This window comes from Acinetobacter sp. GG2 (assembly GCF_000292385.1).
GTDB classification, from domain to species: domain Bacteria; phylum Pseudomonadota; class Gammaproteobacteria; order Pseudomonadales; family Moraxellaceae; genus Acinetobacter; species Acinetobacter seifertii.
This window is the reverse complement of the sequence record NZ_ALOW01000036.1, coordinates 172,850-194,758: the sequence shown is the minus strand read 5'-3', so window position 1 is coordinate 194,758 and position 21,909 is coordinate 172,850. Positions and strand designations below refer to the sequence as shown.

Below are 21,909 nucleotides of genomic sequence, written 5' to 3'. Positions count from 1 at the left end.
GGTAATACGAAAACTGAATTGAATAGCAAAATTGATAACACCAAGACCGAGCTTGAAAACAAAGGCTTGAACTTTGCTGGTAACAGCGGTGCAGATGTACACCGTAAACTTGGTGAGAAGCTCAACATTGTAGGTGGTGCGGCTGCTTCAACTCCAGCTGCGAAAACAAGCGGTGAAAATGTTATTACCCGTACGACTCAAGATGGTATTCAGATTGAGCTATTAAAAGACTCGAAGTTTGACAGTGTGACTACTGGCAATACCACTTTGAACAATAACGGTTTGACTATTAAAGAAGGCCCAAGCATTACTAAAGAAGGTATTAATGCAGGTGGTAAACAAATTACCAATGTAGCTGATGGTGTAAATGCTAAAGATGCAGTGAATAAAGGTCAGTTAGATGATCTTGCTGCCAAGCAAAATGCAACTGATGATGCTGCGGTGAAATACGACGATGCCAAGACCAAAGATAAAGCTACCTTAAAAGGTAAAGACGGCACGGTTTTAGATAATGTGAAAGCAGGCAATATTTCATCTACCTCAAAAGAAGCAGTAAATGGTAGCCAGATTCATAATATTTCAAACAGTCTCAAAAACAGCATTGGTGGAAATACAGTTGTAAACCCAGACGGCAGCCTGACGACCAATAACATTGGTGGAACAGGTAAAAACAATATTAATGATGCAATTAGTGAAGTAAAAAATACTGCAACTAAAGCAAAAACGACCGTAACAGAAGGCAACAACATTGTTGTAAAACAAACTGTTAATAAAGATGGCAGTACTAACTACGAGGTAGCGACCAAGAAAGATCTAACTTTAGATAGCGTTACTACAGGCGATAGCGTACTTAATCATAATGGTTTGACTATTAAAGATGGTCCAAGCATGACTAAAGACGGTATAAATGCTGGTGGTAAGAAAATTACCAATGTCGCGAATGGCGTGATTGCACAAAACTCTAAAGATGCTGTAAATGGCGGTCAGGTTCATAACATCTCAACAAGTATTAAAAATAGTATTGGTGGAAATACAGTTGTAAACCCAGACGGTAGTCTGACCACCAATAACATTGGTGGAACAGGTAAAAATAATATCAATGACGCAATCAAATCTGTAGATGACAAAGTCACAAATGGTGTAAATGACTTGACCCAAAAAGGGCTGAATTTTGGTGCGAATGACCAGAAAGCAACTCAGGGTAAAGCTGTCCACCGTAAGCTTGGTGACACCATTAATATTGTAGGTGGGGCTAATCCAGAAACTGCTGAAGATAAAACCAGTGGCGAAAACATTATTACTCGTACCACAGAAGATGGCGTCAAAATTGAGATGCTAAAAGATGTGAAATTCGACAGTGTAAATGTCGGTGGTCATATCTTGAATCAGCAAGGTCTCATCATTAAAGGTGGTCCAAGCATCACAATTAATGGTATTGATGCTGGAAGTAAGCAAATTACCAATGTTGCAGATGGGGTTAATGCAAAAGACGCAGTCAATAAAGGCCAGTTAGATAAGCAAATTAATGAAGTTAAAGATCAAATTGGTAAAGATATTGGCAAACTTTCTGATCATGCTGTGCAGTATGACAAAGATAAAAATGGCAATGTCGATAAGAACTCAGTCACTTTAGGTGGTGGAGATAAAGGTACAAACCTGAAAAATGTAGCTGATGGTAAAGTTGCTGAAGGTTCTAAAGACGCCGTAAATGGTGGTCAATTGTGGAATGTTCAAAATCAGGTCGATAAGAATTCGAATGATATTAAGAACATTCAGAACAACATTGACAACATTTCTAATGGTAAAGCAGGTTTAGTTCAACAGCAAAAACCAAATGGTGAAATCACGGTCGGTAAAGACACGGGTGGTACTAGCGTAAATATGGCTGGTAAAGACGGTGATCGAGTTGTCCAAGGTGTTAAAGATGGCGAGATTAAAGCTGGTTCGAACCAAGCCGTAAATGGTGGTCAGATTCACAATATTTCAGACAGTATTAAAAACAGTATCGGTGGAAATACAACTGTTAATAGTGATGGTTCAATCACGACTAAGAATATTGGTGGAACGGGTAAAGACAATATTAATGATGCCATTGGTACATTAAATCAGTCGAACCAAGAATTAGGCAACAAAATTACCAATCTGGGAGATCAGTTACAACAAGTATTCTATGACACCAATAAACGTATTGATGACGTTGAGAAAAAAGCCAATGCGGGTATTGCTGCTGCTATGGCTTTAGAAAATGCGCCGTTTGTAGCAGGTAAATATACCTATGCTGTAGGCGCTGCATATCATGGTGGTGAGAACGCAGTCGGTGTGACCTTACGTAAAACCTCTGACAATGGCCGTTGGTCAATCACAGGTGGTGTAGCAGCTGCTTCTCAAGGTAAGCCAAGCGTTCGTATTGGTATTAGTGGTGTTATTAACTAAGAAAAACTGGTTAGGAGAGTAGCAATGCTCTCCTTGCTCGACAGATTAAAGAGATTATAGAAATGAATAAAACAATCCAAAGCTTAGTCGTAGCAGCTGTTGCTGGTTTCACGGTAACAACTTATGCAAATGAACCAGCTCAGCTACAGGAAATTCATTTTCCAGCGATTGAAAAAAGCTATTTGAAACAAGTAAAACGTTATGAATACCAAGATGTTGCACGTTTAGACCAAGGCCTAAATAAAGACCAAATTCGAGCTTTACTAGGCAATCCGCAATTTAGTGAAGGACTTTTTGCAGTAAAAGTTTGGAACTATGTATTAGATGTCCGTATTCCTAACACAAACCAGTACCAACGTTGCCAGTTACGTGTTGATTTTGATAAGCGCTATTTAACAGAACGTTTATCTTGGAAAGGTGAGGCTTGTGAAGGTTTGGTTGCTTGGGGAGAAAATAATCAGGCATCAGCACATAGCACTGTAATTGCAGATCGTACAGCGAGTGTCTTATTTGCCTTTGATCGATTTGATGCGAGTGCTATTGAAAAAGGTGCTGAGAGCATTACCAAAATTGCTGAGCAGATTAAAAAAAGTCAAACAAGGAATCCTATTATTGTTTCAGGCTTTACGGATCGGTTAGGTAAATTTAGCTATAACCAACAATTGTCTTCACAACGTGCTAATACTGTTGCCAAATTATTGGTGCAACAGGGTATTGTAGCAAGTCGAATCCAAATACAGGCAAATAGTCAGACCGATTTATATAAACAGTGTAGCGGTAACAATAGTTCACAACTTATTCAATGTTTAGCACCAAATAGACGTGTTAATATCAATTGGTAAAACGGTCTGTCACGGCAAAGTAATCATCCATAAGGTGGTTACTTTTTCGTTTTAAGGGACTAACAAAGTAAAAGGATATATTTAAAAATATTATTTTTTATAAATTTTATATAAAAATCATCTTTTAAAATAATAAAAGTTCTGTGGTGTGAGTAAGCCATCTAAGGGTTGATCCCAGCTTTGACGTTCTAACGTGTGTTCAATAAATTGAAATTGATGAGCCAATCCTAAACGGTAAGGTTTATGCTCAGTACTTGCCAATGTACGATCATAATAGCCACCTCCCATACCAATACGTGTCCCGTAGTGATCACAAGCTAAAAGCGGCATAAGCAGTAAATCAAGCTCTGAGACATGTTTTCCTCGCGTTGCCATAGGTTCTTTCATTCCGAGTGGATGATGAGAAAAACGTCGACTTAAATATTGGTTTTTATTGATCTTTATCCATACTAAACGTTGATTCATTGAACAAATCATAGGTAAATAGACTTTTTTGTTATTTTTAAAGCAGAGTTTGATAATAAGATCAGTATGAATTTCACCGAAAGCATGTAGATATAAGCCAATTTTTTTTGAGGAGTGAAAAATAGGAAGTCTATTTAGGTAATGTAAAACGTTAAGTTGAGCCTGTTTTTGCTCAAATTGGGTTAAAGAACGTCTTTTAGATCTTAAATTTTTTCTAATAAAACTTAGTTCGTTCATGTATAAATCTAATAAAGATTTGAAATCAGTCGTCCAAAATTATACCTATTTTTCTATAGTTTTACCGAAATTTAAGTATTATAAAAAAACAATATAGTTTAATCGATAGCATAAAAATTAATTTTTTCTAAAAAAGGCATCTATATAAGTTTTTTAGCTTTTTTACGTATCTACAGTATTTATTTACATGTAATCAGGATAAGTATATTTAAAGATGAGTATGAAACTGTGAAGGTTATGAAGTTAAAAATTTTAACGATGATGATGTGTACTGCTTTACTGAGTGCTTGTACCAAACAGGCAGACTCAGAAGCTCCTCAAGTTGACTATAAAGCTCAATTTGAAGAATCTGACCAAAAAATTGGCGAGTATTTAGACCAATTGGATAATCCTAAAACACCGCAGGAAGTTAAGGTTAAAATTTTATGTCACGACTATCCTGATCTTTACAAAAAAAAGTACATGCCTGCCTTAATGAAAATTTCACCAAAGCCCTATACTGAAGAGAAACTACTTTCAGATTTGAAAAGTGCAACGGATTACTATAAAGGAAGTTTAGGAATAAAATGCGATAATTGAAAAAATGCATAGTGTCACGTAAAAATCAATAATTGTGAATTGATTGGCATTATTTAGATATGCTAAATTTATTGATGTTCATTATTTAAATTTTTCACTGGACTTGAAATGCAAATCATAAAATTTTTGCGGAGTTTTAATACGATTGGTACCTATTTAACACTTGCTTCTATCTTGTTAGTGGTCATGATGATTTACTTTTATGTCATCAATCCTGCATGAACATTTAAAGAAAAATTATTTTATCTATTCGTTATCTTAAATGGAAGTTGAATAATTAATACAAGGTAGGGATATGAAATTTAAAATATTATTAATAAGTTTTATTGCAACGGGTTGCTATGCTAATGACAATACAGATGATCCAGATATTTGTAATATCGTGAAAAAAGTTGCTTACAACGTAATGGAAGCTCGACAGAAAAAAGTACCAGCGCAGGAATTGCAACAAATTGCTGATAGTCTTACAGATCAAAAAGCAAAGCAGTTTTATCAAGACTTAATTAACTCAGCTTATGCTGCAAAAGTATTCAAAACGAGTTTTTTTAAACGGAAAGCTATCGAAGATTTTCAAACAGGGTGGTATCAAGAATGTTTGAAAAGAAATGCACAATAATTAATAGATGATAATTCACTGATTTTTAAGTTTAACTAATGAATGGAAAATAAAATTGAGGGTAGACTGACAGGTCTGTATAGAGACTTTAATTTGAAATAAAAATTATATTTATACTTATTTTCTAGAAAATAAATACTCCGAAGATGCCGCTGCATGTGTCGTTACCCTGAACCCGATGAGTTCAAGGTGGACGCGACGTATACTTGCTGGGTTTCCTACTCGAAGGTAGGCATACACTCTAAATATACAGAACGCAATCCATAAGTTTAAGTATCGGCAGGGGAATAGACCCGCTGGCGAACATCCCAGAGATAGCTTAATTATAAACGATCTTATTCAGTTGGCAATCGTCTGAGTTTATTGAACTGTAAAGTTAGTCTTCATTTGATGAAGCTTTGTACACTAAAAGTACATATAGTAATCATGAGACACACGAGGTAACTTCAATAAAAAAATGCCTTGCTCTATTACTTATAGCGCAAGGCATTTTTTGTTGAAAGAGGTTAATTAAACAGTTTGTTCAACATCTTCCAAAATTGCCTGTAGTAGACGTTCACAGTGTGTATATTCTTGCAAAGATTTATTCAAGCTTAATACTTCTTGGGTGAGCTGTAGGGCAACCATAATGACCAGTTTGTTGTGCTCAACACGGGGAGCACTGCGACGCATTTCGTTAAATTTCTCATTGAGAAGTTCAGCCGCACGCTCAAGTTCTTCTCTTTTATCAGAGGTAGTCGCAAGTCTAAAAGTTTGCTCAATAAGCCGAAGCTCTACCATGACTTGTTCACTCATGATTGCGTCTCCTCGCCAGTTTCAGCATTTGGGTGAGCAAGTTGCTGAATTTCTTGTGCATTTTGATCTTGAGCTGTACCTAAAATTGCTAAACGTTGAATAATGGCTTCAACTTTGGCTTTGGCAAGTTCATTTTTTTGTAACAAACGGTCACGATCTTGCTGTAAATCATGCAACTCTTGTTGAGTCTGTCGTTGATGTGACTGAAGTTTTTCTTTGGTTACACGTAACTCATTACGCTCTGCCAAAATTTCTTGAAAACGATTTTTTAAATCAGTGGTACTTTTTTCTAGACGGCTATAACGTTCAGCAAGTGTATTAGCATCTTGATTCAATTGTTGAAATTGGCCTTGTAACTGAGTCAATTGCTCAGTTAATGTCTCAATTTCCTCTTGTTTTTTAGTAATGATGCTATTTTTTTGCACAACTTGTGCGTGATGCTCTGTTTCAGCCAGTTCTTTAGCTTCCGAGAGAGTAGAATTTTCACTCTCTAGATGATGTAAGCGTGTTTTTAAAACGCCAATATGCGCTTGTAGCCGCTGTAATTGTTCTAACATAACGAGGTCGCACAGAATTGCAATCAAAGGTAATATATACGAAGTATAGAGATTGGATAAACGAATGCAAGACGATATTTCAGGCTGGACAGAATGGAACGCTCATTTTGAAGGAATTGAAGAAATTTCAAGCCCTAGTGAGTTACATGGTTTACTAACAGGTATTGTTTGTGTGACAGAAGTGCCAACGCGTGAAGAATGGACACAAATTTTAACAACTCTTAATGTACCTGATTTAAATGAAGAAGCTTTAGCGCTTTTAACTGATGAAACAGAAGATGTAGCTCATGCTTTATCGGAAGATGAATTGGACTATTTACCAATGCTTCCAGATGATGAGCATACGCTACAAGATCGCGTACAAGCATTATCAGACTGGTGTGCGGGTGTTGTTCTTGGCTTTGGTTTGGCATCGGGTCATGTCCGTGCTGATGAGCGCGAATTAATTGAACATTTGCAAGATGTAGCAGCAGTAGAGTTTGAAGACTCTGATAACGACGAAGAAGGCGAAAGCAGTTACGAAGAATTGTACGAATTTGTACGCCTTATTCCTGTGAGTTTATCTATTGGCAGAAAGAAAGTAACAGTTGCTGAAAGTTCATTATTGAAAAACTTTTATGCAAAAAGTAAAACTTCTGCTGTAGGCACTACAGATCAAAATATTGTAGAAATGTTTACACCACATCGCCCAAGTTAATTGAGGCGATGTGTTATTGGCTGTGTTTAATTTTTTGACTTTAAAATTCTAAATCAAGTAGATCATTATGAAATTGCCTCAAGCTGATTTTCAACATCGCAGAAATCGTCTAGCAGAAAAAATGGGTCCAAACAGCATTGCGATTATTGCAACGCGTGAGGAAATGTACCGTAATCGTGATGCGGATTATAAATTCCGTGCCGATAGTAGTTTTTTCTATTTGACTGGTTTTGCAGAGCCTGAGGCAGTAGCTGTTATAGAAACCTTTGATGACGTTACTGACTATAGCTATAGTCTGTTTTGTCGTGAACGTAACCGTGAGATGGAAATCTGGAATGGTTACCGTGCGGGAATTGACGGCGCAATTGAAGAGTATGAGGCAGATGAAGCCTATGCTATTGATCTGCTTGATGAAGAAATTATTGAAAAATTATTAAACAAAGAACGCCTTTATTATCGAATTGGGCACAATGCTGCATTTGACGCCAGAGTAAGCCAATGGATTAAAAAAGCGAATGCAGAGCACCGTCATGAAGCTGCTCCAGCTCAGTTGGTTCAACTTGATCGCATTATTGATGAAATGCGTTTAATCAAGTCACCACAAGAAATTGAGCTAATGCAAATTGCCTCAAAAATTAGTGCTAAGGCACATACCCGTGCGATGCAAACAGTTCGCCCCGGCATGATGGAATATGCTCTTGAAGCCGAGCTTAATTATATATTTGGGCAAAATGGCTGTGTGCCTTCTTACAACAGTATTGTCGGTGGTGGTGCTAACGCTTGCATTTTGCACTATGTTGAAAATAACCAGCCTCTTAAGGACGGTGATTTGGTTTTAATTGATGCTGCATGTGAATATGAGTTTTATGCATCGGACATTACTCGTACCTTTCCTGTAAATGGAAAATTTAGTGCTGAACAAAAAGCATTGTATGAAGTGGTACTGGCATCTCAATATGCGGCGATAGACGCAGTACGTATTGGTAATGCGTACCGTGAGCCTCATGAGGTTGCAGTCAAAATTTTAACTGAAGGCTTAGTTGATTTAGGTTTGCTCAAAGGTGATGTGAGTGAACTGATTGAAACTGAAGCATATCGTCAGTTTTATATGCATGGTACAGGCCATTGGTTAGGTATGGATGTACATGATGTCGGTTCTTATAAAAAAGATGACGATTGGCGCCAATATGAAGAAGGTATGGTGGTTACTGTTGAACCAGGTTTATATATTGCACCAGATGATGAAACTGTAGATAAAAAATGGCGTGGTATTGGTATTCGTATTGAAGATGATGTGGTCGCAACCTCAAAAGGCCCACGAGTTTTAACTGCTGACGTAGTTAAAGATATTGCAGATATTGAACATTTAATGGCGCAAGCTAAAGCATAATTAAACGTATTCGCCAAAGGAGCAAATTCGATGCAACAACAAGTGATTATTGTAGGTGGGGGTATGGTGGGTTTGAGCCTTTCCCTGATGCTGGCGAAGGCTAATATCGCAGTCAAGCTATTAGAAGCTGTGAAATACCCAAACTATGATGATCAGAATGTTGCTCCTTACCATTCTAGTTTCGATGCACGTAATACGGCTTTATCACGTCGTAGCGTACAGATCTATCAGAAGCTGGGGTTATGGGATGCATTACAACAGCACGCCACTCCAATTTTACAAGTTCACATTACTGAGCAAGGCAGTTTTGGTAAAGCACGTTTAGTTGCAGAACAAGAAAAAGTCGAAAGCTTTGGACAAGTCATTGAGAATGCGTGGCTCGGTCGTGTTTTATTAACTCAAGTACGCCAACAACCTTTGATTGAGCTAATTGATGGCGTACAAGTCACTGCTTTAACTCAAGATGCTGAACAAGTACATATCGAAGCTCAGCGTGGTGATGAACTTTTAAAGCTTGAGTCAAAATTATTAATTGCAGCAGATGGACGCGACTCTTTCTGCCGTCAAGCAATTGGTGTGGGTGTTGATGTCCACGACTATGATCAGGTTGCGATCGTTACGACTGTTCAGACTTCAAAACCGCATAAGCAGGTAGGGTTTGAGCGTTTTAGTGCATTAGGACCTTTAGCTTTATTGCCGTTACCGGGTGAATATCGTCGCTCAGTGGTATGGCCTGTTAAAAAGGGTACTGAAGATAAGTGGTTAGGTGAAGAAAACGACCAGCATTTTTTAAGTGCCTTGCAACAAACCTATGGTGACAGAGCAGGTAAATTTGAAAAAACAGGCAAACGTTTTAGCTATCCGCTTTCACAAGTGCTTGCGCATAAACAAGCGGTTGGGCGCGTTATTTTAATGGGCAATGCAGCGCACACCATTCATCCAGTTGCAGGGCAAGGTTTTAATTTATGCCTGCGTGATGCAGATGTGTTGCTACGTTATTTGGTAAATCAGCTAAGCGCATCTGATGATATTGGTAACCCAGATAATTTGCTTGCCTATGAACAAGCACGTTTATCAGACCAACAGCGAGTAATTAAGTTCTGCGATACTGTTGTTCGCGGTTTTAGTAACCAAAACCCATTATTAAAATTAATCCGTAATACGGGATTAATTGCATTTGATGTTATTCCGGGTGTTAAGCCACTGGTAGCGAACTATGCAATGGGGCTAAAAGCATGAGTGAAGTCTTAGATGTCGTTATTGTTGGTGGTGGACTGGTCGGTGGCTTAACTGCTTTATTACTTGCTCAAGGTGGTGTACAGCCTACCGTGCTTGATGCTGCCCCTGTACTTGATGTTGAAAAAACATTAAGTGTGATGAACCCACGTGTTTTAGCACTTAGCCAAGCGACGATTCATTTACTTAAAATAGTGAATGTTTGGGATGATTTAGCACGTCAAATGCCTTATACCGGCATGCAGGTGTGGAATCTAAATGGCTATGGTGAAATTAATTTTGGCCATGAGTCTGTACAAAGACCAATGCCAGAGCAAGCCTTAGGTTCTATGGTTGAGCCGAGCGTATTGAATGTTGCCATTCAGCAAAAGATGCTAGAGCAGTTAACCGATTATCGTACTGAAGTTCGTGTTACGCGTATTGAGCAAGGTGTTGGGTGCTGGCATATCCAATTGGCTGATGGATCTACAATTAAAACTAAACTGCTTATTGGTGCAGATGGTGCCAATTCATTTGTACGTGAGCAAGCTTTTATTGACCTAGATGTCCTAGATTACAAACAAGCAGCCATCAGCTGTGCAATTAAAACGTCTAAGCCGCATCAGCATGTTGCTCGTCAAATTTTCTTACCTACTGGACCTTTGGCATATTTGCCAATGGCGAGTCTGGATGCAAGTGAAAATGGTTACTGGCAGTCAATTGTCTGGACACTGCCAGATGATTATGCCGATGAATATTCGGCTTTAAGTGATGTTGAATTTATGCAGCTTCTAACTCGTGAAAGCCAGCATATGTTGGGTGAAGTGCTCGATGTTCGTTCAAGAGCACAGTTCCCACTTAAGGCTCGTGCTGCAAAACAATATGTGAAGGCTGGTTTAGCCCTAATCGGTGATGCCGCTCATGTTATCCATCCGCTTGCTGGACAAGGGGTAAATATTGGCTGTTTAGATGCCGCTGTACTCTGTGATGCGCTACTGCATGATTTAGGCCGTGGTGTGTGGGCGCATGAACAAACATTAAGACGTTATGAACACCGTCGTAAAGGACAAAACGATGCGATGATGCACAGCATGTCTGCGATTGGTTGGCTAGAAAGTTCTGAGTTGTTCCCATTTATTTTGGCTCGAAATGCGGGACTTAAGCAGGTTGAACAAATTTCGTTCTTAAAAGAGCGTTTTATGCAACAAGCGAACGGTTTAGGGGCTTTACAAAACACCCTGTATAGTCGTTAAAATAATTACGAAGTTTATGCTCTACTGGTCTAAATAAATATCAGTAGATATTTTTTAAACAATCATTTATATATCATTACCAATTCGGTCAGAAAAGATACGGATTTGACCAATTTGGCTCTTTGCTAAATGCAAAGAGATTGCTAAATTTCTGAGGTCTCAAAGGCCATAGCGATGATGCAATACAAATCATTGTGGGGAGTGTAAATATGACAGATATCAATGATTATGAAGATGCAGAAGATTCTGCTGTAGATGAAGATGAAGCCAAAGCGGCTGAGAGCGGCGCGGCTGATGAAGAAGCAGGCAACTTAACGGATGCCGATCTTGCAGAAGCAGAAACGCTTACCGTAACTGCGAAACAAAAACAGCGCCAAGCATTGGAAGATGAGGTTGCTGCATTTTTAGCTCGCGGTGGGAGAATTACTGAAGTTCCGCCAGACGAACATAGCGACCATTAATATTAAAAAAGCATCACATGAGTGATGCTTTTTTTATTGGCTTTTAAATTGAGTTAAAGGTTATTTTGCAGTTCTTTTAAAATGCCGCATTCGTCTACTGTGCGGTCGGTAGAGCAGTGTTGTTTTAAATCGATGAGTGTTTCTTTTAAAAGCAAAAGTCGTTCAATTTTTTCCGATACTTCGATCAAATATTTATTCACCAAATTATCAACTTCCGTACAAGCCTGTTTCGGCTGAGCTTTCATCTGTTTTAGCGTTTTAATGTCGTTAAGGGAAATATCTAATTCGCGGCAATGTTTAATAAATAATAGGTCCGCGAGCGTTTGATCTGTGTAAATACGATAATTATTTTCTGAGCGCTGAATACGGTCCAGCACACCTACTTTTTCGTAATAGCGAATAGTATCGATAGGAATATCCGCTTTTTTTGATAATTGGCCAATAGAAAGACTCATAAGACTTGACTCTGGAGCTACTCAAGGGTTTTTAATCACTATAAAAGAGTTTTTGAGGAAATAAAATGGCCGGATGTGGATGTGCTTCAACATGTTCCCCTACAAAGAAAGTCAGCCCACGTTTTAGAAAGGCGTTGTGGATTGCACTTGTGATTAATGCACTCATGTTTGTGGTTGAAATAGTAGGCGGTTATAAAGCCCAATCTGTTTCATTGTGGGCAGATGCACTCGATTTTGCAGGAGATTCAGCAAATTATGCTTTGTCTTTAGTTGTACTTTCGATGAGCCTTTACTGGCGCGCAACCGCAGCACTGGTTAAAGGATTAACCATGGCAGCTTTTGGTTTCTTCGTCATTGCAAAAGTTGTATGGTCATTTTTTCATGGCGTTTCACCTGAACCGATGGTCATGGGCACAATTGGGGTAATCGCCTTAATTGCGAATGTTTCTGTTGCGCTTATGCTTTATGCATTTAGGGATGGTGATGCCAATATGCGCTCTGTTTGGCTGTGTAGTCGAAATGACTCTATTGCGAACATTGCTGTTATTTTTGCTGCTGTAGGTGTGTTTGGAACAGGCACCGTATTTCCGGATTTATTGGTAGCCTTCGTGATTGCATACTTAGGTGTATCTTCCGGCTATGCTGTGATTAAGCAATCATTACAGGAAAGAAAACAGTCAAAAGTGATGTTAGGTTCAGAAGCTTAATTTTGATTGCATAAATAAAAAGTACCATTAAACATGGTACTTTTTAATGGTTGAATACATTAGATGAGAAGCGAAATTGCGATACTCCACATAACGCAACCAATAAGAAAGTCTAAAATTTTCCAAGCTTTTGGATTGGTAAATAACGGTTTTAGTAATCTTGCACCATAACCTAAACTGAAAAAGAAAATCCAAGAAGCAAGAATACTGCCCAAAGCAAAACTAAGTTTGTCTTCTAGCTGAGTTGCAACCGAACCCATCAGTACAATGGTGTCTAAATAGACATGTGGATTTAACCAAGTAAAGGCAAGGCAGGTCACTAGTGCTTGGGTTAAAGTTTGTTTTGGGCTGCCTTGAAGCTCCATGCCTTGGTTCGTTTTAAACGCTGCATAGAATGCTTTTGCACCGTATACGAATAAGAATGTTGCCCCTAAATATTTAGCGACCGAGATTAAGATGGGTGATGCAGTCATAATTTCGGCAAAACCTAATACACCGCAAGCAATTAAAATCGAGTCAGACAAGGCACAGATTAAACATAGCCAAAATACATATTGCTGTTTAAGTCCTTGCTTTAGAACAAAAGCGTTTTGGGCACCAATCGCTACGATTAGGCCGCTACCAATACCTAAACCTTTAAAAAACACACTCAGAGAAAGCATAACCATTAAGCAGAAAAAATCAGATGCGGGAATTATCTGACTTTTTATTGGGAAATAAGTAAAATTAAGAATATTTAGGTTTGGCTAAAAATAATTTAGGTTTGTATATGTTAGATAGTAAGCAATGTGAAGCTTTTCTTGCTGTTGCAGAAGTCGGGAGTTTTGATGCAGCAGGAGAGCATTTATGTATAACTCCTTCTGCTGTATCACTACGTGTACAAGCACTAGAAAAATATTTGGGTCAGATTTTAATTATACGGGGCCGCCCTTGTGTACTCACACAAGCAGGACAAACCTTGCTCCAGCATTTACGTCATACAAGGTTAATGGAGCAAAATCTTTTACAAGGTTTAACGGGAAAATCTTCTGAATCGGAATTTTATAAAATTGCTTTAGCTTCAAATGCAGACTCATTAGCAACTTGGCTTTTACCAACTATTCAGCAAACATTGTTTAAAGAAAAAATAGTGTTAGAGCTAAAAATTGATGATCAATCACACACGCATACTTTGCTAGAAACGGGGCAGGTTAATGCATGTATCACAGCAGAAGAGCAGGTTATGGCGGGTTGCTTAGCTCAGCCTCTTGGTAAAATGCGCTATAAAATGCTGGCATCGGTCGAATTTGTAAACCAGTGGTTTAGTGGAGGAATTAACCGAGAAAATTTAAGAAAAACACCAGCAGTTATTTTTAATCATAAAGATTTAATGCATTCGGAAGTTTTATTAAAAGGATACGGTTTACCGATGCAGAGTTATCCTTATAGTTTTATTCCGGCAACAGATGCTTTCGTCAAAGCAATTCAGCTGGGTTTAGGTTACGGAATGGTGCCAGAGCTTCAAGTTCAACCATTACTCGAAAACGGAACACTTATTGATATTATGCCTGAGGCTCAACTTGATATTCCTTTGTATTGGCACCACTGGAAAAGACAGTCGAAACAACTTGATGTGCTGACCGAAACAATTGTTCAATCAGCGAAAAAGATATTGAGATAAATTTAAGTCTGTGAGCGTGCATAAAAATTTGAAACGTGTTGAATATAAAACTCTATGTCTTGCGCTGAATAACCTAAAAGTTGTCCGATTCTACGGTCTAGTGCTAAGCGGTCTTCAAGTTGAGTTTCCTTTATTGATTTTTCAATACATAACACGAGTTCATTCAAATTTGTTAAAGAGGCATCTTTATAGATCAGCATAATTGAAAAAGGTACAGGTAAAGATGTTTCAATATCTTTACTGAGCATAGTTAAAGTACCTTGCTCAAGGTGCTTTACAAATTCAGTAGGTAATAAGTCATAAAATAAAGCAATTGGTTTCTTACCAGACAATAATAATTCTAGTTCTTGCCCTTCATGGGGGCCAAGTTTCCCAAGCTGTTCAGCCATATCAATGCTCTTGTTTTTATGATTAATATTATTATGCAAAATTCATGCGCGGGATGGCATAAAGTATTTGCCATCGCCACACTTAGTTAAAAAATTAAGATTGTGTCAGCTCAAGTGCACGTTGATAAGCGACTTTTTTCTTAATACCTGTTAAATCGGCAGCAAGTTGAGATGCCGCTTTAACAGATAAATCTTGAAGTAAGCGTTTTAAAAGTTCGTCTAGTTTTTCTTGTTCCAGATCTGTTTTTTCTGCTGCACCACCAACCACAAGAACAATTTCACCTTTTTCTTGATTGTGATCATTTTCTATAAAACTAACCAAATCTTTTAAAGTCATTTTCTTGATGGTTTCAAAAGTTTTGGTAATTTCACGTGCGAAACCGACAGGGCGGTTTTCACCAAATACTTCAGCCATATTTTTTACGCATTCTAAAATACGGTGAGGTGCTTCATAAAAAATTAAAGTTTGAGTTTCATTTTTAAGCTTTTCAAGTTGTGTAATACGTTGTGAAGCTTTTGATGGTAAAAAGCCTTCAAAACTAAAACGGTCACTTGGTAAGCCCACCGCACTTAACGCAGCAATTGCAGCACATGCACCGGGTACAGGTACAACTCTAATACCATGTTCTTGTGCAGCTCGAACCAGTTTAAAACCGGGATCACTAATAAGCGGCGTACCTGCATCGCTAATCAAAGCAATATTTTCACCAGCAAGTAACTTTTGAACTAACTGTTCAATTTTATTGCTTTCGTTGTGGTCATGGCATGCTGTAAGTGGAGTAGATATATTATAGTGCTTAAATAATTGAGCCGACTGGCGTGTATCTTCGGCAGCCACAATAGAAACTGATTTTAAGATATCAATTGCACGGAAAGTCATATCATCTAAGTGCCCGATAGGGGTGGCTACAACAAATAACTGAGCACTCATTTGGTTTTTTACTCCGTACAGATAAACAATTTTAATCGGTTAGTGTACCCGAAATTATCTTTGTGGCGTGAACAATGTCATTGGGCTTTTTTACTTTTTAAGACATCTGCTTTTGATTTGCTCAATTGAAAAAAATTAAAAATGTATAGAGCAAGCATTGAGAGTATTTACATTTCTAATGGGGAAAATTATGTTAGTCGCGCAGCAGCTCGGGCAATGGGCTGAACAAACGGCATTAAAAATTTTAAAAGAACAAAATTATGAATGGGTCGCCAGTAATTATCATTCACGCCGTGGAGAGGTTGATCTGATTGTAAAACGCGGTAACGAATTGATTTTTGTTGAGGTAAAAGCGCGTGGGCAGGGAAATTATGGACAAGCTTGTGAAATGGTCACTGTAAGCAAACAGAAAAAAATAATTAAAACGGCGATGAGGTTTTTACAGCGCTACCCATCTTATCAGGATTTTTATTGTCGTTTTGATGTGATTTGTTTTGATTTTCCACAGAAAATTGCAAAAACAGTACAGCAAGACTTTTCGAAATTCCATTATGATCTGCAATGGATCGAAAATGCATTTACTTTGGATTAAGAGTTCATTACTCTTTTGAGCAAATTAAAACCGATGTTTATGATCAAGCCAAGAAGAGATTGATAGGAGTCTGGTGGAGTGTTGAAACGTATTGCTGTAACAGCGCTTTGTGTCGCAAGTTTGTCAGGTTGCGCAAGTTTTATTTCTGGTGGAACAGGTACAGCTCCAGTTGGAACAGATAGTGGTGTACGTAGCTTAGGTCAGGTATTCATTGACTCTTCAATTAAACGTACAGCGAATATTAACCTCTATAAGCTTGATCAGCGTTTTAAACAATCTCGCATTAACATCGAAAGCTTTCATAGCACAGTATTGTTAACAGGTCAGGTGCCAGACCCTTACTTGAAACAGCTAGCAGAAGATAATGTTAAAGCGATGAGTGATGTGAAAGCCGTACATAACTATATTACGGTAGGTAACAAAGTAAGCTATAACACGATCATGCAAGATGCTGGTGTAACTGCAAATACACGTGCTCTATTAATGAAAGCACCAGTTGTATCGGACAGTAAAGTACTCGTTCATACCGAAGATGGTGTTTTATACGTGATGGGTCGTTTAAATACTGCTGAAATTAATGATTTAAACAGTGTGCTTCAAAATGTGGGTAACGTGACCAAAATTGTGACGCTTATTGATAACATTGATTTAGCACCTGCTCCAGCAGCATCGACTGGCAACGCAACGACTACGCCAGTAATAAATAATGTTCTTGCTCAACCAACAGTTCAAACTCCTGTTGCAATTGATCCGGACCAAGCAGATCCAGCATCATCTACTGCACAATAAAATATGAACTTGATTGAACAATTACAAAGCAAAATTGAGCAGGCGAGAACTCTTTATAAAGAGTTCCGTCTGTATGATTTGGGGAGCTTTGCTTTAAACCGTTTTACACCAAAAGATGGTTTCGAGCAGGTTTTAAATGTGCGTTATGGCTTAAAGCCTCGCCATCGTCTAGATATTTATCGTTCTACTAAGCGCTTAGCTCATCGACCACTCATTGTTTTTGTACATGGTGGTGCTTGGCAACATGGTAATAAACGAGACTATTTATTTGTTGGTGAAGCTTTTGCAAAGGAAGGTTATGACGTTGCTGTCATTAACTATCAGCTTGCGCCAAAGAATATTTTTCCAAGTTATGTAGAGGACTTAACGCAAGCGTTAAATTATTTGCATCAAAATCAGGAAAAATTAGAAATCTCGACAGAGAATACTGTGCTTATGGGACATTCGGCAGGTGCATTTAATGTAATGTCTGCTGTTTATCACCCTGATTCCACTAAAATTGAATGTTTAGGGAAAATTAAGGCAATAGTTGGATTAGCTGGACCATATCATTTTGATTATAAAGGTGATCCGCTTGCTGAAGATGCTTTTGATCAGGACATTTCTTATAAAGAAGTGATGCCTTATTATTTTGTAAATCAAAATAATATTAAGCATTATCTACTCATGGCTGAAAATGATCAGATCGTAAAGCAACATAATACTTTAGATATGGATCAAGCTCTTAGAGAGAAGGGGAATCATAGCCATATTGCTATTATCCCTAAAACTGGCCATATTACGATTTTGGCCAGCCTATCGAGTTTTGTAAGTCACTACTTCAAAACAAAACGAACCATTTTGCATTTTCTTGATGAAGTATTTTAAAACCATTGAGTGTTAGAAAGCGCAGATTACTTTGCTTGAGTAATCTGCGTAATCATTGCGTGTGCAATACTGCCTTTAAATGGAATTTCAGGAAGCTGATCAAATTTAAAGAATTGTGCATCGGCAATTTCATCTTCCTGCAAAGAAATCTCGCCTGACTCATATTCAGCTCTAAAAGCAATCATGAGATTACTTGGAAAAGGCCAAGGCTGGCTTGACATATATTGAATATTTTTGAGTTTAATACCCACTTCTTCTAAAGCTTCACGTTGTACCGCTTCTTCGAGTGTTTCGCCAACTTCGACAAATCCTGCAATCAAACCATACATGTTGGTTTTATTGTGAATTGATTTCGCCAATAATACTTCATCATCACCTTTAGTAATGATAGTAATAATGCATGGATTGACACGAGGATACTGGTGATACCCACAAGAAGGGCACACCATTGCATATTCACTTGAGTGGACTTCTGTGGCATGTCCACAATGACTACAAAACTTGTGGTTACGTCGCCATTCGAGCAATTGTACAGCACGACTTGCCTGTAAAAATTGCTCTTTTGACCAGTTGGAAATAAGCTGACGTATGGGAACGAGTTGCAGACCTTCTGGTATAGCCTCTTCACTCAGTAGGTCACGTGCAATGACCTGTTCGTTATGAGTGAAAAGCAGATCACTTGCTAACTTTTCGACTTTGGGTAATTGAAGGTTTTGGTCAACCAATAATTGTTGATGATGAAAAATATAAGCAAGTGATAATTCAGACATTAAGCTGCCTTTTTTTGAAGTTGTTGACTACTTAGCAATGCTACATCAAACATGGATTGTAGAACAGGCTGTTTATTTTTTAAATTGTCAACTAACATATCTAGTCCAGCTAATACGTTAAAAATACAGTGAATCTGATCATGACTAAAAGGTTGGTTCTGATCGATTTGCTGTTGTACAAATTTAGCAGTTTCAAGCAAAGCATTTTGTTGAACCGTACTGCCTAAAAATTCAGCTGCACCAGCCAACTCTTTTAAAGAGCCTGCAATTGCTTCAATATTCTGAGTATGATCGTTGGCATATAAAGTCAAACTTTGGCATACAAAATCGATTAAATTTTTTGTCTCATTTAATAAGGTTTGATGTGCTTCATCCAAACGATCTAAAGAGATATTGGTGTTGTTTACACGAATTTGTAGACGGCTAGAAGAATAATTTCGTACCAAAATACCAATGGCATTCATCGCTGATAAAATACTCTTCATCAGTTGCTGAGCGTAATTTTCATTACTCAATATATTGATTTGACTTAAGCTGCTTGCTTGATGAGAAAGCTCGGCTGCTGCTTCATTTAAGTTGAGTAAGTTAAAGGTATGAGCAAGCTGCATAAGGCTGCTTTGAAGTTGCTGAGCCTTTTCTGGCGACATGTTTTGGTAGTTGTATTCAATATCATTACGAACTTTGTTCATTTCGTCTAAGATCAATTGACTTACCGTTTGCATGGTATCAAAGTCTGGACCATACAAATGTTGGCTCAGTGCTTTAAGTTGAGTATCGGTAAGGAACTCACGACCAATGTTTAGCTGCCCACGAATTTGCTGCGCAAGTTGGTCTTCTTGTCCAATCACAATACTAATAATATCTGCTAGAGCAGTTAAGTTTGCCTCAAAGCTTTCTGGCGATGCTAAAAATAGACCTATAGCGCTCTCAAGATTAATGAATACACGTAAGCGAGCATCATTTAAAACAAGTTCATCAATGTGATTAAAGGCAGAGTTAACCAATTGCCAATATTGTTGGCTTGGTTGACCATGAGCCATGCTGACTAAATAGCTACCAATAAGTTTGAATGCCTGAAAGTCTCGAGTGGTTTCAGTTTTATTTAAAAATTGATGCAAAGATAATTTATAAAGCTGATGGATAAACTGAGTTTTCTCATTAATGAGCACTTCGGGTAACGGTAACTCAAGTGAAGTTGTTGTAAGGTTTGAAGCAATCTGCTGACCAGATGATGTTAATGGTTTATTTAAGGCTTTTTCCAAATTGTTTAGAGTGTCCAAAAGAAACTGGGGTACTTCAACTTCACGTAAACAAATAAATTCAATATAGCGTTTCACCATGGTCGTGCCTTCACTAAGAGCAACAACCTCATCGGTGTTGATGTGTTCTGGCTTAGCCATAATTTTTTGCATCAACTCAGTTGAATATTGAGTAATTTTTGCTAAATAGGGGATATCAATAAGGCGTAATACTTGAGTGCATTGTTTAAATTGTTCTAACGCATCATCAATTCCAAAAGGGAGAGCTTGTTCTTCAATTAATGTACTTACAGCACCTTCTACCAGTTTTATTGAGTTATCAATTTCATTCTTGATAATAAGCAACGCTGTTGGATCAAATTGAATCGAATTATGCTCAGACATAAAAATTCCCCTTTGCAAAAAAAATCAATTGTTATATTCGTCATGGCTCAATAGTTTGAGCTAAAAATCTATACGACTAATATAACTTAACTTGCAAAAGGGGAAACTAAAAAAACACTAGAGAATCAAAAATTTATTTTGCAAAAAGGCAAGGTTCTCCATGTTTTTTCTCAAATTCTTTGACCCAAGTCTCATGTATGTTCAACTCTTCATCTGAAGGGTAAATAACGGGTAAATCAATTTGAACTCTAGCTTTAGTGGTTTTTTGCTGGTCACTTTCACTTTGCGATAGAGCATCCATATCAAAGGAAACTTGACCACCGGTCATTGCCAAGTAAACATCAGAAAGAATTTCAGCATCGAGTAACGCACCGTGGAAAGTACGGTCACGAGCTGGAATTTCATAACGTCTGACTAGGGCATCGAGTGAGTTTTTCTGTCCCGGATGCTTGTTTTTTGCAAGTGCTAAAGTATCAGTGACTTCACAAACTTCGGAAAGAGCAGGTAACCCAACACGTCTAAACTCCATATCCAAGAAGTTCATATCGAAAGTCGCGTTATGAGCGATAATTTCTGCACCCTTTAGATACTCAAATAAAGTATCTGCAATGTCTGCATAGAGGGGTTTATCTTTTAAGAAATCATCACTGATACCGTGAATGTTTTCTGAATCGCCCACAGGTTTTTGTGGGTTAATATAAATGTGAATTGAACTACCCGTAAGCTTACGGTTAATCATTTCAATTGCACCGACTTCAATAATGCGGTCACCATCTTGGAAATAGAAACCAGTCGTTTCAGTATCGAGAATGAGCTGGCGAGGGCCTTGTAATTTAAGCTTTGCTTCGGTAACAACAATTTGAGGATGAATCTTGCTAGTTTGCTGCTTTGTTTCTTGCTCTACAGCTTCAATCTCATTTACTTCTTCGTCTACAGTAATCATCTCAACTTCTTGTGATGCTTCAAGAGCGACATCTTCATCTTCGGTTGTTTCAACCAGATCAAACCCGAAAGGATCATCTAGTAACCAGTCCTGTTCAGGCTTTTTTATATCTTGCGGTGCAGCAACAGACTGTGGTTGCTTGAGTTCTTGAGCAGTTTTATCTGCACCTAAATTTGCAAGCTGGTCTGCCATTTCATTGCCAGGATGTCCTGCATGGCCTTTAATCCAATTCCACTCAATATTTCTACCTGAGCAAACAGCATCAAGTTTTTGCCATAGGTCAGGGTTTTTAACATCTTTCCAATTTTTCTTTTTCCAGCCATGAATCCATTCTGTAATGCCTTGCTTTACATAATTTGAGTCGGTCCAGATAATTAATTGTGCATCGGGTGGGCAAAAAGAAACACCTTCAATCGCCGCAGTAAGTTCCATACGGTTATTGGTTGTATCGGGTTCGCCGCCAAATAATTTATGTTCACCCTGTTCGGTAATGACATATGCACCCCAACCGCCTAAACCGGGATTGCCACGACATGCACCATCAACATACAGTGTGATTGTTTGAGACATAAATCGAAACCTAAACTGAAAGAAAAAGAGCTGAATATGGTGTATTGTATACG

25 protein-coding genes and 1 other RNA gene are annotated in these 21,909 nt (G+C 38.1%); 15 read left to right on the top strand and 11 right to left on the bottom strand.

The features are described 5' to 3' along the window. Both B554_RS0112235 and tpgA read left to right on the top strand, forming a co-directional pair. Positions 1 to 2,433: YadA-like family protein (locus B554_RS0112235; RefSeq protein ID WP_019458271.1), on the top strand; the 2,433-nt coding region annotated here is incomplete at its 5' end. Between the two features lie 62 nt (positions 2,434 to 2,495). Then, positions 2,496 to 3,275, top strand: a complete 780-nt coding sequence (gene tpgA, locus B554_RS0112230) for a trimeric autotransporter adhesin/peptidogylcan-associated protein TpgA (protein WP_019458270.1) — start codon at positions 2,496 to 2,498, stop codon at positions 3,273 to 3,275. A 117-nt stretch (positions 3,276 to 3,392) separates the two neighbouring features. Here the strand turns inward: tpgA and B554_RS0112225 are convergent, their stop codons facing one another. Beyond that, complete coding sequence (locus B554_RS0112225; RefSeq protein ID WP_019458269.1) at positions 3,393 to 3,977, bottom strand: 5-formyltetrahydrofolate cyclo-ligase; 585 nt, start codon at positions 3,975 to 3,977, stop codon at positions 3,393 to 3,395. 237 nt (positions 3,978 to 4,214) lie between these two features. Between B554_RS0112225 and B554_RS0112220 the strand changes: the two genes are divergently transcribed. The 3 genes from B554_RS0112220 (at position 4,215) to B554_RS0112215 (ending at position 5,172) form a co-directional block, all read left to right on the top strand. Continuing rightward, positions 4,215 to 4,556: a hypothetical protein gene (locus B554_RS0112220; protein ID WP_019458268.1), complete on the top strand. Its 342-nt coding sequence runs from the start codon at positions 4,215 to 4,217 to the stop codon at positions 4,554 to 4,556. Positions 4,557 to 4,664: 108 nt separating this feature from the next. Beyond that, positions 4,665 to 4,778: a hypothetical protein gene (locus tag B554_RS19150; RefSeq protein ID WP_081400373.1), complete on the top strand. Its 114-nt coding sequence runs from the start codon at positions 4,665 to 4,667 to the stop codon at positions 4,776 to 4,778. A 73-nt stretch (positions 4,779 to 4,851) separates the two neighbouring features. Further along, the gene (locus B554_RS0112215) at positions 4,852 to 5,172 is read left to right on the top strand and encodes a hypothetical protein (RefSeq protein ID WP_019458267.1); all 321 of its coding nucleotides are present in this window, start codon (positions 4,852 to 4,854) and stop codon (positions 5,170 to 5,172) included. Between the two features lie 134 nt (positions 5,173 to 5,306). Here B554_RS0112215 and ssrS read toward each other — a convergent pair. From ssrS to B554_RS0112205, 3 genes are all read right to left on the bottom strand, one after another. Further along, positions 5,307 to 5,490, bottom strand: a non-coding RNA gene (ssrS, locus tag B554_RS18660) — 6S RNA. 192 nt (positions 5,491 to 5,682) lie between these two features. Then, a complete protein-coding gene (locus tag B554_RS0112210) occupies positions 5,683 to 5,967 on the bottom strand; it encodes a cell division protein ZapA (RefSeq protein ID WP_004703022.1) in 285 nt (94 codons plus the stop codon). Continuing rightward, entirely contained in the window at positions 5,964 to 6,524 is a 561-nt protein-coding gene (locus B554_RS0112205) for a hypothetical protein (protein WP_004703019.1), read from the bottom strand. The genes B554_RS0112210 and B554_RS0112205 overlap by 4 nt, the downstream gene beginning before the upstream one ends. Before the next feature lie 64 nt (positions 6,525 to 6,588). Here B554_RS0112205 and B554_RS0112200 point away from each other — a divergent pair, with 64 nt between their 5' ends. The 5 genes from B554_RS0112200 (at position 6,589) to B554_RS0112180 (ending at position 11,540) form a co-directional block, all read left to right on the top strand. After that, complete coding sequence (locus B554_RS0112200; protein WP_019458266.1) at positions 6,589 to 7,221, top strand: UPF0149 family protein; 633 nt, start codon at positions 6,589 to 6,591, stop codon at positions 7,219 to 7,221. A 67-nt stretch (positions 7,222 to 7,288) separates the two neighbouring features. Then, positions 7,289 to 8,611 carry a Xaa-Pro aminopeptidase gene (gene pepP, locus B554_RS0112195; protein WP_019458265.1) on the top strand — a complete coding sequence of 441 codons (1,323 nt, stop codon included), beginning with the start codon at positions 7,289 to 7,291 and terminating at the stop codon, positions 8,609 to 8,611. A 30-nt stretch (positions 8,612 to 8,641) separates the two neighbouring features. Further along, a complete protein-coding gene (gene ubiH / locus B554_RS0112190) occupies positions 8,642 to 9,850 on the top strand; it encodes a 2-octaprenyl-6-methoxyphenyl hydroxylase (RefSeq protein ID WP_019458264.1) in 1,209 nt (402 codons plus the stop codon). Beyond that, positions 9,847 to 11,079 carry an FAD-dependent monooxygenase gene (locus B554_RS0112185; protein WP_019458263.1) on the top strand — a complete coding sequence of 411 codons (1,233 nt, stop codon included), beginning with the start codon at positions 9,847 to 9,849 and terminating at the stop codon, positions 11,077 to 11,079. Before ubiH ends, B554_RS0112185 begins: the two co-directional genes overlap by 4 nt. A gap of 209 nt (positions 11,080 to 11,288) precedes the next feature. Beyond that, positions 11,289 to 11,540, top strand: a complete 252-nt coding sequence (locus B554_RS0112180) for a hypothetical protein (RefSeq protein WP_004703010.1) — start codon at positions 11,289 to 11,291, stop codon at positions 11,538 to 11,540. A 53-nt stretch (positions 11,541 to 11,593) separates the two neighbouring features. Here B554_RS0112180 and B554_RS0112175 read toward each other — a convergent pair whose 3' ends face one another. Continuing rightward, entirely contained in the window at positions 11,594 to 11,995 is a 402-nt protein-coding gene (locus B554_RS0112175) for a MerR family transcriptional regulator (RefSeq protein ID WP_019458262.1), read from the bottom strand. Between the two features lie 65 nt (positions 11,996 to 12,060). Here B554_RS0112175 and B554_RS0112170 point away from each other — a divergent pair, with 65 nt between their 5' ends. After that, positions 12,061 to 12,702 carry a cation transporter gene (locus B554_RS0112170; protein WP_019458261.1) on the top strand — a complete coding sequence of 214 codons (642 nt, stop codon included), beginning with the start codon at positions 12,061 to 12,063 and terminating at the stop codon, positions 12,700 to 12,702. Between the two features lie 59 nt (positions 12,703 to 12,761). Here B554_RS0112170 and B554_RS0112165 read toward each other — a convergent pair whose 3' ends face one another. Then, on the bottom strand, positions 12,762 to 13,364 hold the full coding sequence (locus B554_RS0112165) for a LysE/ArgO family amino acid transporter (protein WP_031944947.1): 603 nt from the start codon (positions 13,362 to 13,364) through the stop codon (positions 12,762 to 12,764). A gap of 107 nt (positions 13,365 to 13,471) precedes the next feature. On the opposite strand from B554_RS0112165, the gene B554_RS0112160 reads away from it, so the two are divergent. After that, positions 13,472 to 14,362, top strand: a complete 891-nt coding sequence (locus B554_RS0112160) for a LysR family transcriptional regulator ArgP (RefSeq protein ID WP_019458259.1) — start codon at positions 13,472 to 13,474, stop codon at positions 14,360 to 14,362. Between the two features lie 2 nt (positions 14,363 to 14,364). On the opposite strand, the gene B554_RS0112155 is transcribed toward B554_RS0112160, so the two are convergent. Beyond that, on the bottom strand, positions 14,365 to 14,751 hold the full coding sequence (locus tag B554_RS0112155) for a hypothetical protein (protein WP_019458258.1): 387 nt from the start codon (positions 14,749 to 14,751) through the stop codon (positions 14,365 to 14,367). Between the two features lie 94 nt (positions 14,752 to 14,845). Further along, on the bottom strand, positions 14,846 to 15,682 hold the full coding sequence (rsmI, locus tag B554_RS0112150) for a 16S rRNA (cytidine(1402)-2'-O)-methyltransferase (protein WP_019458257.1): 837 nt from the start codon (positions 15,680 to 15,682) through the stop codon (positions 14,846 to 14,848). A 190-nt stretch (positions 15,683 to 15,872) separates the two neighbouring features. Here rsmI and B554_RS0112145 point away from each other — a divergent pair, with 190 nt between their 5' ends. The 3 genes from B554_RS0112145 (at position 15,873) to B554_RS0112135 (ending at position 17,930) form a co-directional block, all read left to right on the top strand. Continuing rightward, a complete protein-coding gene (locus tag B554_RS0112145) occupies positions 15,873 to 16,274 on the top strand; it encodes a YraN family protein (RefSeq protein ID WP_004703001.1) in 402 nt (133 codons plus the stop codon). Positions 16,275 to 16,352: 78 nt separating this feature from the next. After that, positions 16,353 to 17,063, top strand: a complete 711-nt coding sequence (locus B554_RS0112140) for a BON domain-containing protein (RefSeq protein WP_004702998.1) — start codon at positions 16,353 to 16,355, stop codon at positions 17,061 to 17,063. A gap of 3 nt (positions 17,064 to 17,066) precedes the next feature. After that, the gene (locus B554_RS0112135; RefSeq protein ID WP_004702996.1) at positions 17,067 to 17,930 is read left to right on the top strand and encodes an alpha/beta hydrolase; all 864 of its coding nucleotides are present in this window, start codon (positions 17,067 to 17,069) and stop codon (positions 17,928 to 17,930) included. A gap of 26 nt (positions 17,931 to 17,956) precedes the next feature. Here B554_RS0112135 and nudC read toward each other — a convergent pair whose 3' ends face one another. From nudC to dnaQ, 3 genes are all read right to left on the bottom strand, one after another. Next, positions 17,957 to 18,700 carry an NAD(+) diphosphatase gene (gene nudC, locus B554_RS0112130; RefSeq protein WP_019458256.1) on the bottom strand — a complete coding sequence of 248 codons (744 nt, stop codon included), beginning with the start codon at positions 18,698 to 18,700 and terminating at the stop codon, positions 17,957 to 17,959. After that, a complete protein-coding gene (locus B554_RS0112125) occupies positions 18,700 to 20,343 on the bottom strand; it encodes a hypothetical protein (RefSeq protein WP_019458255.1) in 1,644 nt (547 codons plus the stop codon). Before B554_RS0112125 ends, nudC begins: the two co-directional genes overlap by 1 nt. Before the next feature lie 133 nt (positions 20,344 to 20,476). Then, positions 20,477 to 21,856: a DNA polymerase III subunit epsilon gene (gene dnaQ, locus B554_RS0112120; RefSeq protein WP_025465205.1), complete on the bottom strand. Its 1,380-nt coding sequence runs from the start codon at positions 21,854 to 21,856 to the stop codon at positions 20,477 to 20,479. Positions 21,857 to 21,909 lie beyond the last annotated feature (53 nt).

What these genes read in the sequence shown, in the direction of transcription:
- B554_RS0112205 (WP_004703019.1), bottom strand. Translation starts at nt 6,524, where the DNA reads ATGTTAGAACAATTACAGCGGCTACAAGCGCATATTGGCGTTTTAAAA.
- B554_RS19150 (WP_081400373.1), top strand. Translation starts at nt 4,665, where the DNA reads ATGCAAATCATAAAATTTTTGCGGAGTTTTAATACGATTGGTACCTAT.
- B554_RS0112165 (WP_031944947.1), bottom strand. Translation starts at nt 13,364, where the DNA reads ATGCTTTCTCTGAGTGTGTTTTTTAAAGGTTTAGGTATTGGTAGCGGC.
- B554_RS0112210 (WP_004703022.1), bottom strand. Translation starts at nt 5,967, where the DNA reads ATGAGTGAACAAGTCATGGTAGAGCTTCGGCTTATTGAGCAAACTTTT.
- B554_RS0112200 (WP_019458266.1), top strand. Translation starts at nt 6,589, where the DNA reads ATGCAAGACGATATTTCAGGCTGGACAGAATGGAACGCTCATTTTGAA.
- B554_RS0112145 (WP_004703001.1), top strand. Translation starts at nt 15,873, where the DNA reads ATGTTAGTCGCGCAGCAGCTCGGGCAATGGGCTGAACAAACGGCATTA.
- dnaQ (WP_025465205.1), bottom strand. Translation starts at nt 21,856, where the DNA reads ATGTCTCAAACAATCACACTGTATGTTGATGGTGCATGTCGTGGCAAT.
- B554_RS0112175 (WP_019458262.1), bottom strand. Translation starts at nt 11,995, where the DNA reads ATGAGTCTTTCTATTGGCCAATTATCAAAAAAAGCGGATATTCCTATC.
- B554_RS0112215 (WP_019458267.1), top strand. Translation starts at nt 4,852, where the DNA reads ATGAAATTTAAAATATTATTAATAAGTTTTATTGCAACGGGTTGCTAT.
- pepP (WP_019458265.1), top strand. Translation starts at nt 7,289, where the DNA reads ATGAAATTGCCTCAAGCTGATTTTCAACATCGCAGAAATCGTCTAGCA.
- rsmI (WP_019458257.1), bottom strand. Translation starts at nt 15,682, where the DNA reads ATGAGTGCTCAGTTATTTGTTGTAGCCACCCCTATCGGGCACTTAGAT.
- B554_RS0112225 (WP_019458269.1), bottom strand. Translation starts at nt 3,977, where the DNA reads ATGAACGAACTAAGTTTTATTAGAAAAAATTTAAGATCTAAAAGACGT.
- B554_RS0112220 (WP_019458268.1), top strand. Translation starts at nt 4,215, where the DNA reads ATGAAGTTAAAAATTTTAACGATGATGATGTGTACTGCTTTACTGAGT.
- B554_RS0112160 (WP_019458259.1), top strand. Translation starts at nt 13,472, where the DNA reads ATGTTAGATAGTAAGCAATGTGAAGCTTTTCTTGCTGTTGCAGAAGTC.
- B554_RS0112155 (WP_019458258.1), bottom strand. Translation starts at nt 14,751, where the DNA reads ATGGCTGAACAGCTTGGGAAACTTGGCCCCCATGAAGGGCAAGAACTA.
- B554_RS0112125 (WP_019458255.1), bottom strand. Translation starts at nt 20,343, where the DNA reads ATGTCTGAGCATAATTCGATTCAATTTGATCCAACAGCGTTGCTTATT.
- B554_RS0112170 (WP_019458261.1), top strand. Translation starts at nt 12,061, where the DNA reads ATGGCCGGATGTGGATGTGCTTCAACATGTTCCCCTACAAAGAAAGTC.
- nudC (WP_019458256.1), bottom strand. Translation starts at nt 18,700, where the DNA reads ATGTCTGAATTATCACTTGCTTATATTTTTCATCATCAACAATTATTG.
- tpgA (WP_019458270.1), top strand. Translation starts at nt 2,496, where the DNA reads ATGAATAAAACAATCCAAAGCTTAGTCGTAGCAGCTGTTGCTGGTTTC.
- ubiH (WP_019458264.1), top strand. Translation starts at nt 8,642, where the DNA reads ATGCAACAACAAGTGATTATTGTAGGTGGGGGTATGGTGGGTTTGAGC.
- B554_RS0112180 (WP_004703010.1), top strand. Translation starts at nt 11,289, where the DNA reads ATGACAGATATCAATGATTATGAAGATGCAGAAGATTCTGCTGTAGAT.
- B554_RS0112185 (WP_019458263.1), top strand. Translation starts at nt 9,847, where the DNA reads ATGAGTGAAGTCTTAGATGTCGTTATTGTTGGTGGTGGACTGGTCGGT.
- B554_RS0112135 (WP_004702996.1), top strand. Translation starts at nt 17,067, where the DNA reads ATGAACTTGATTGAACAATTACAAAGCAAAATTGAGCAGGCGAGAACT.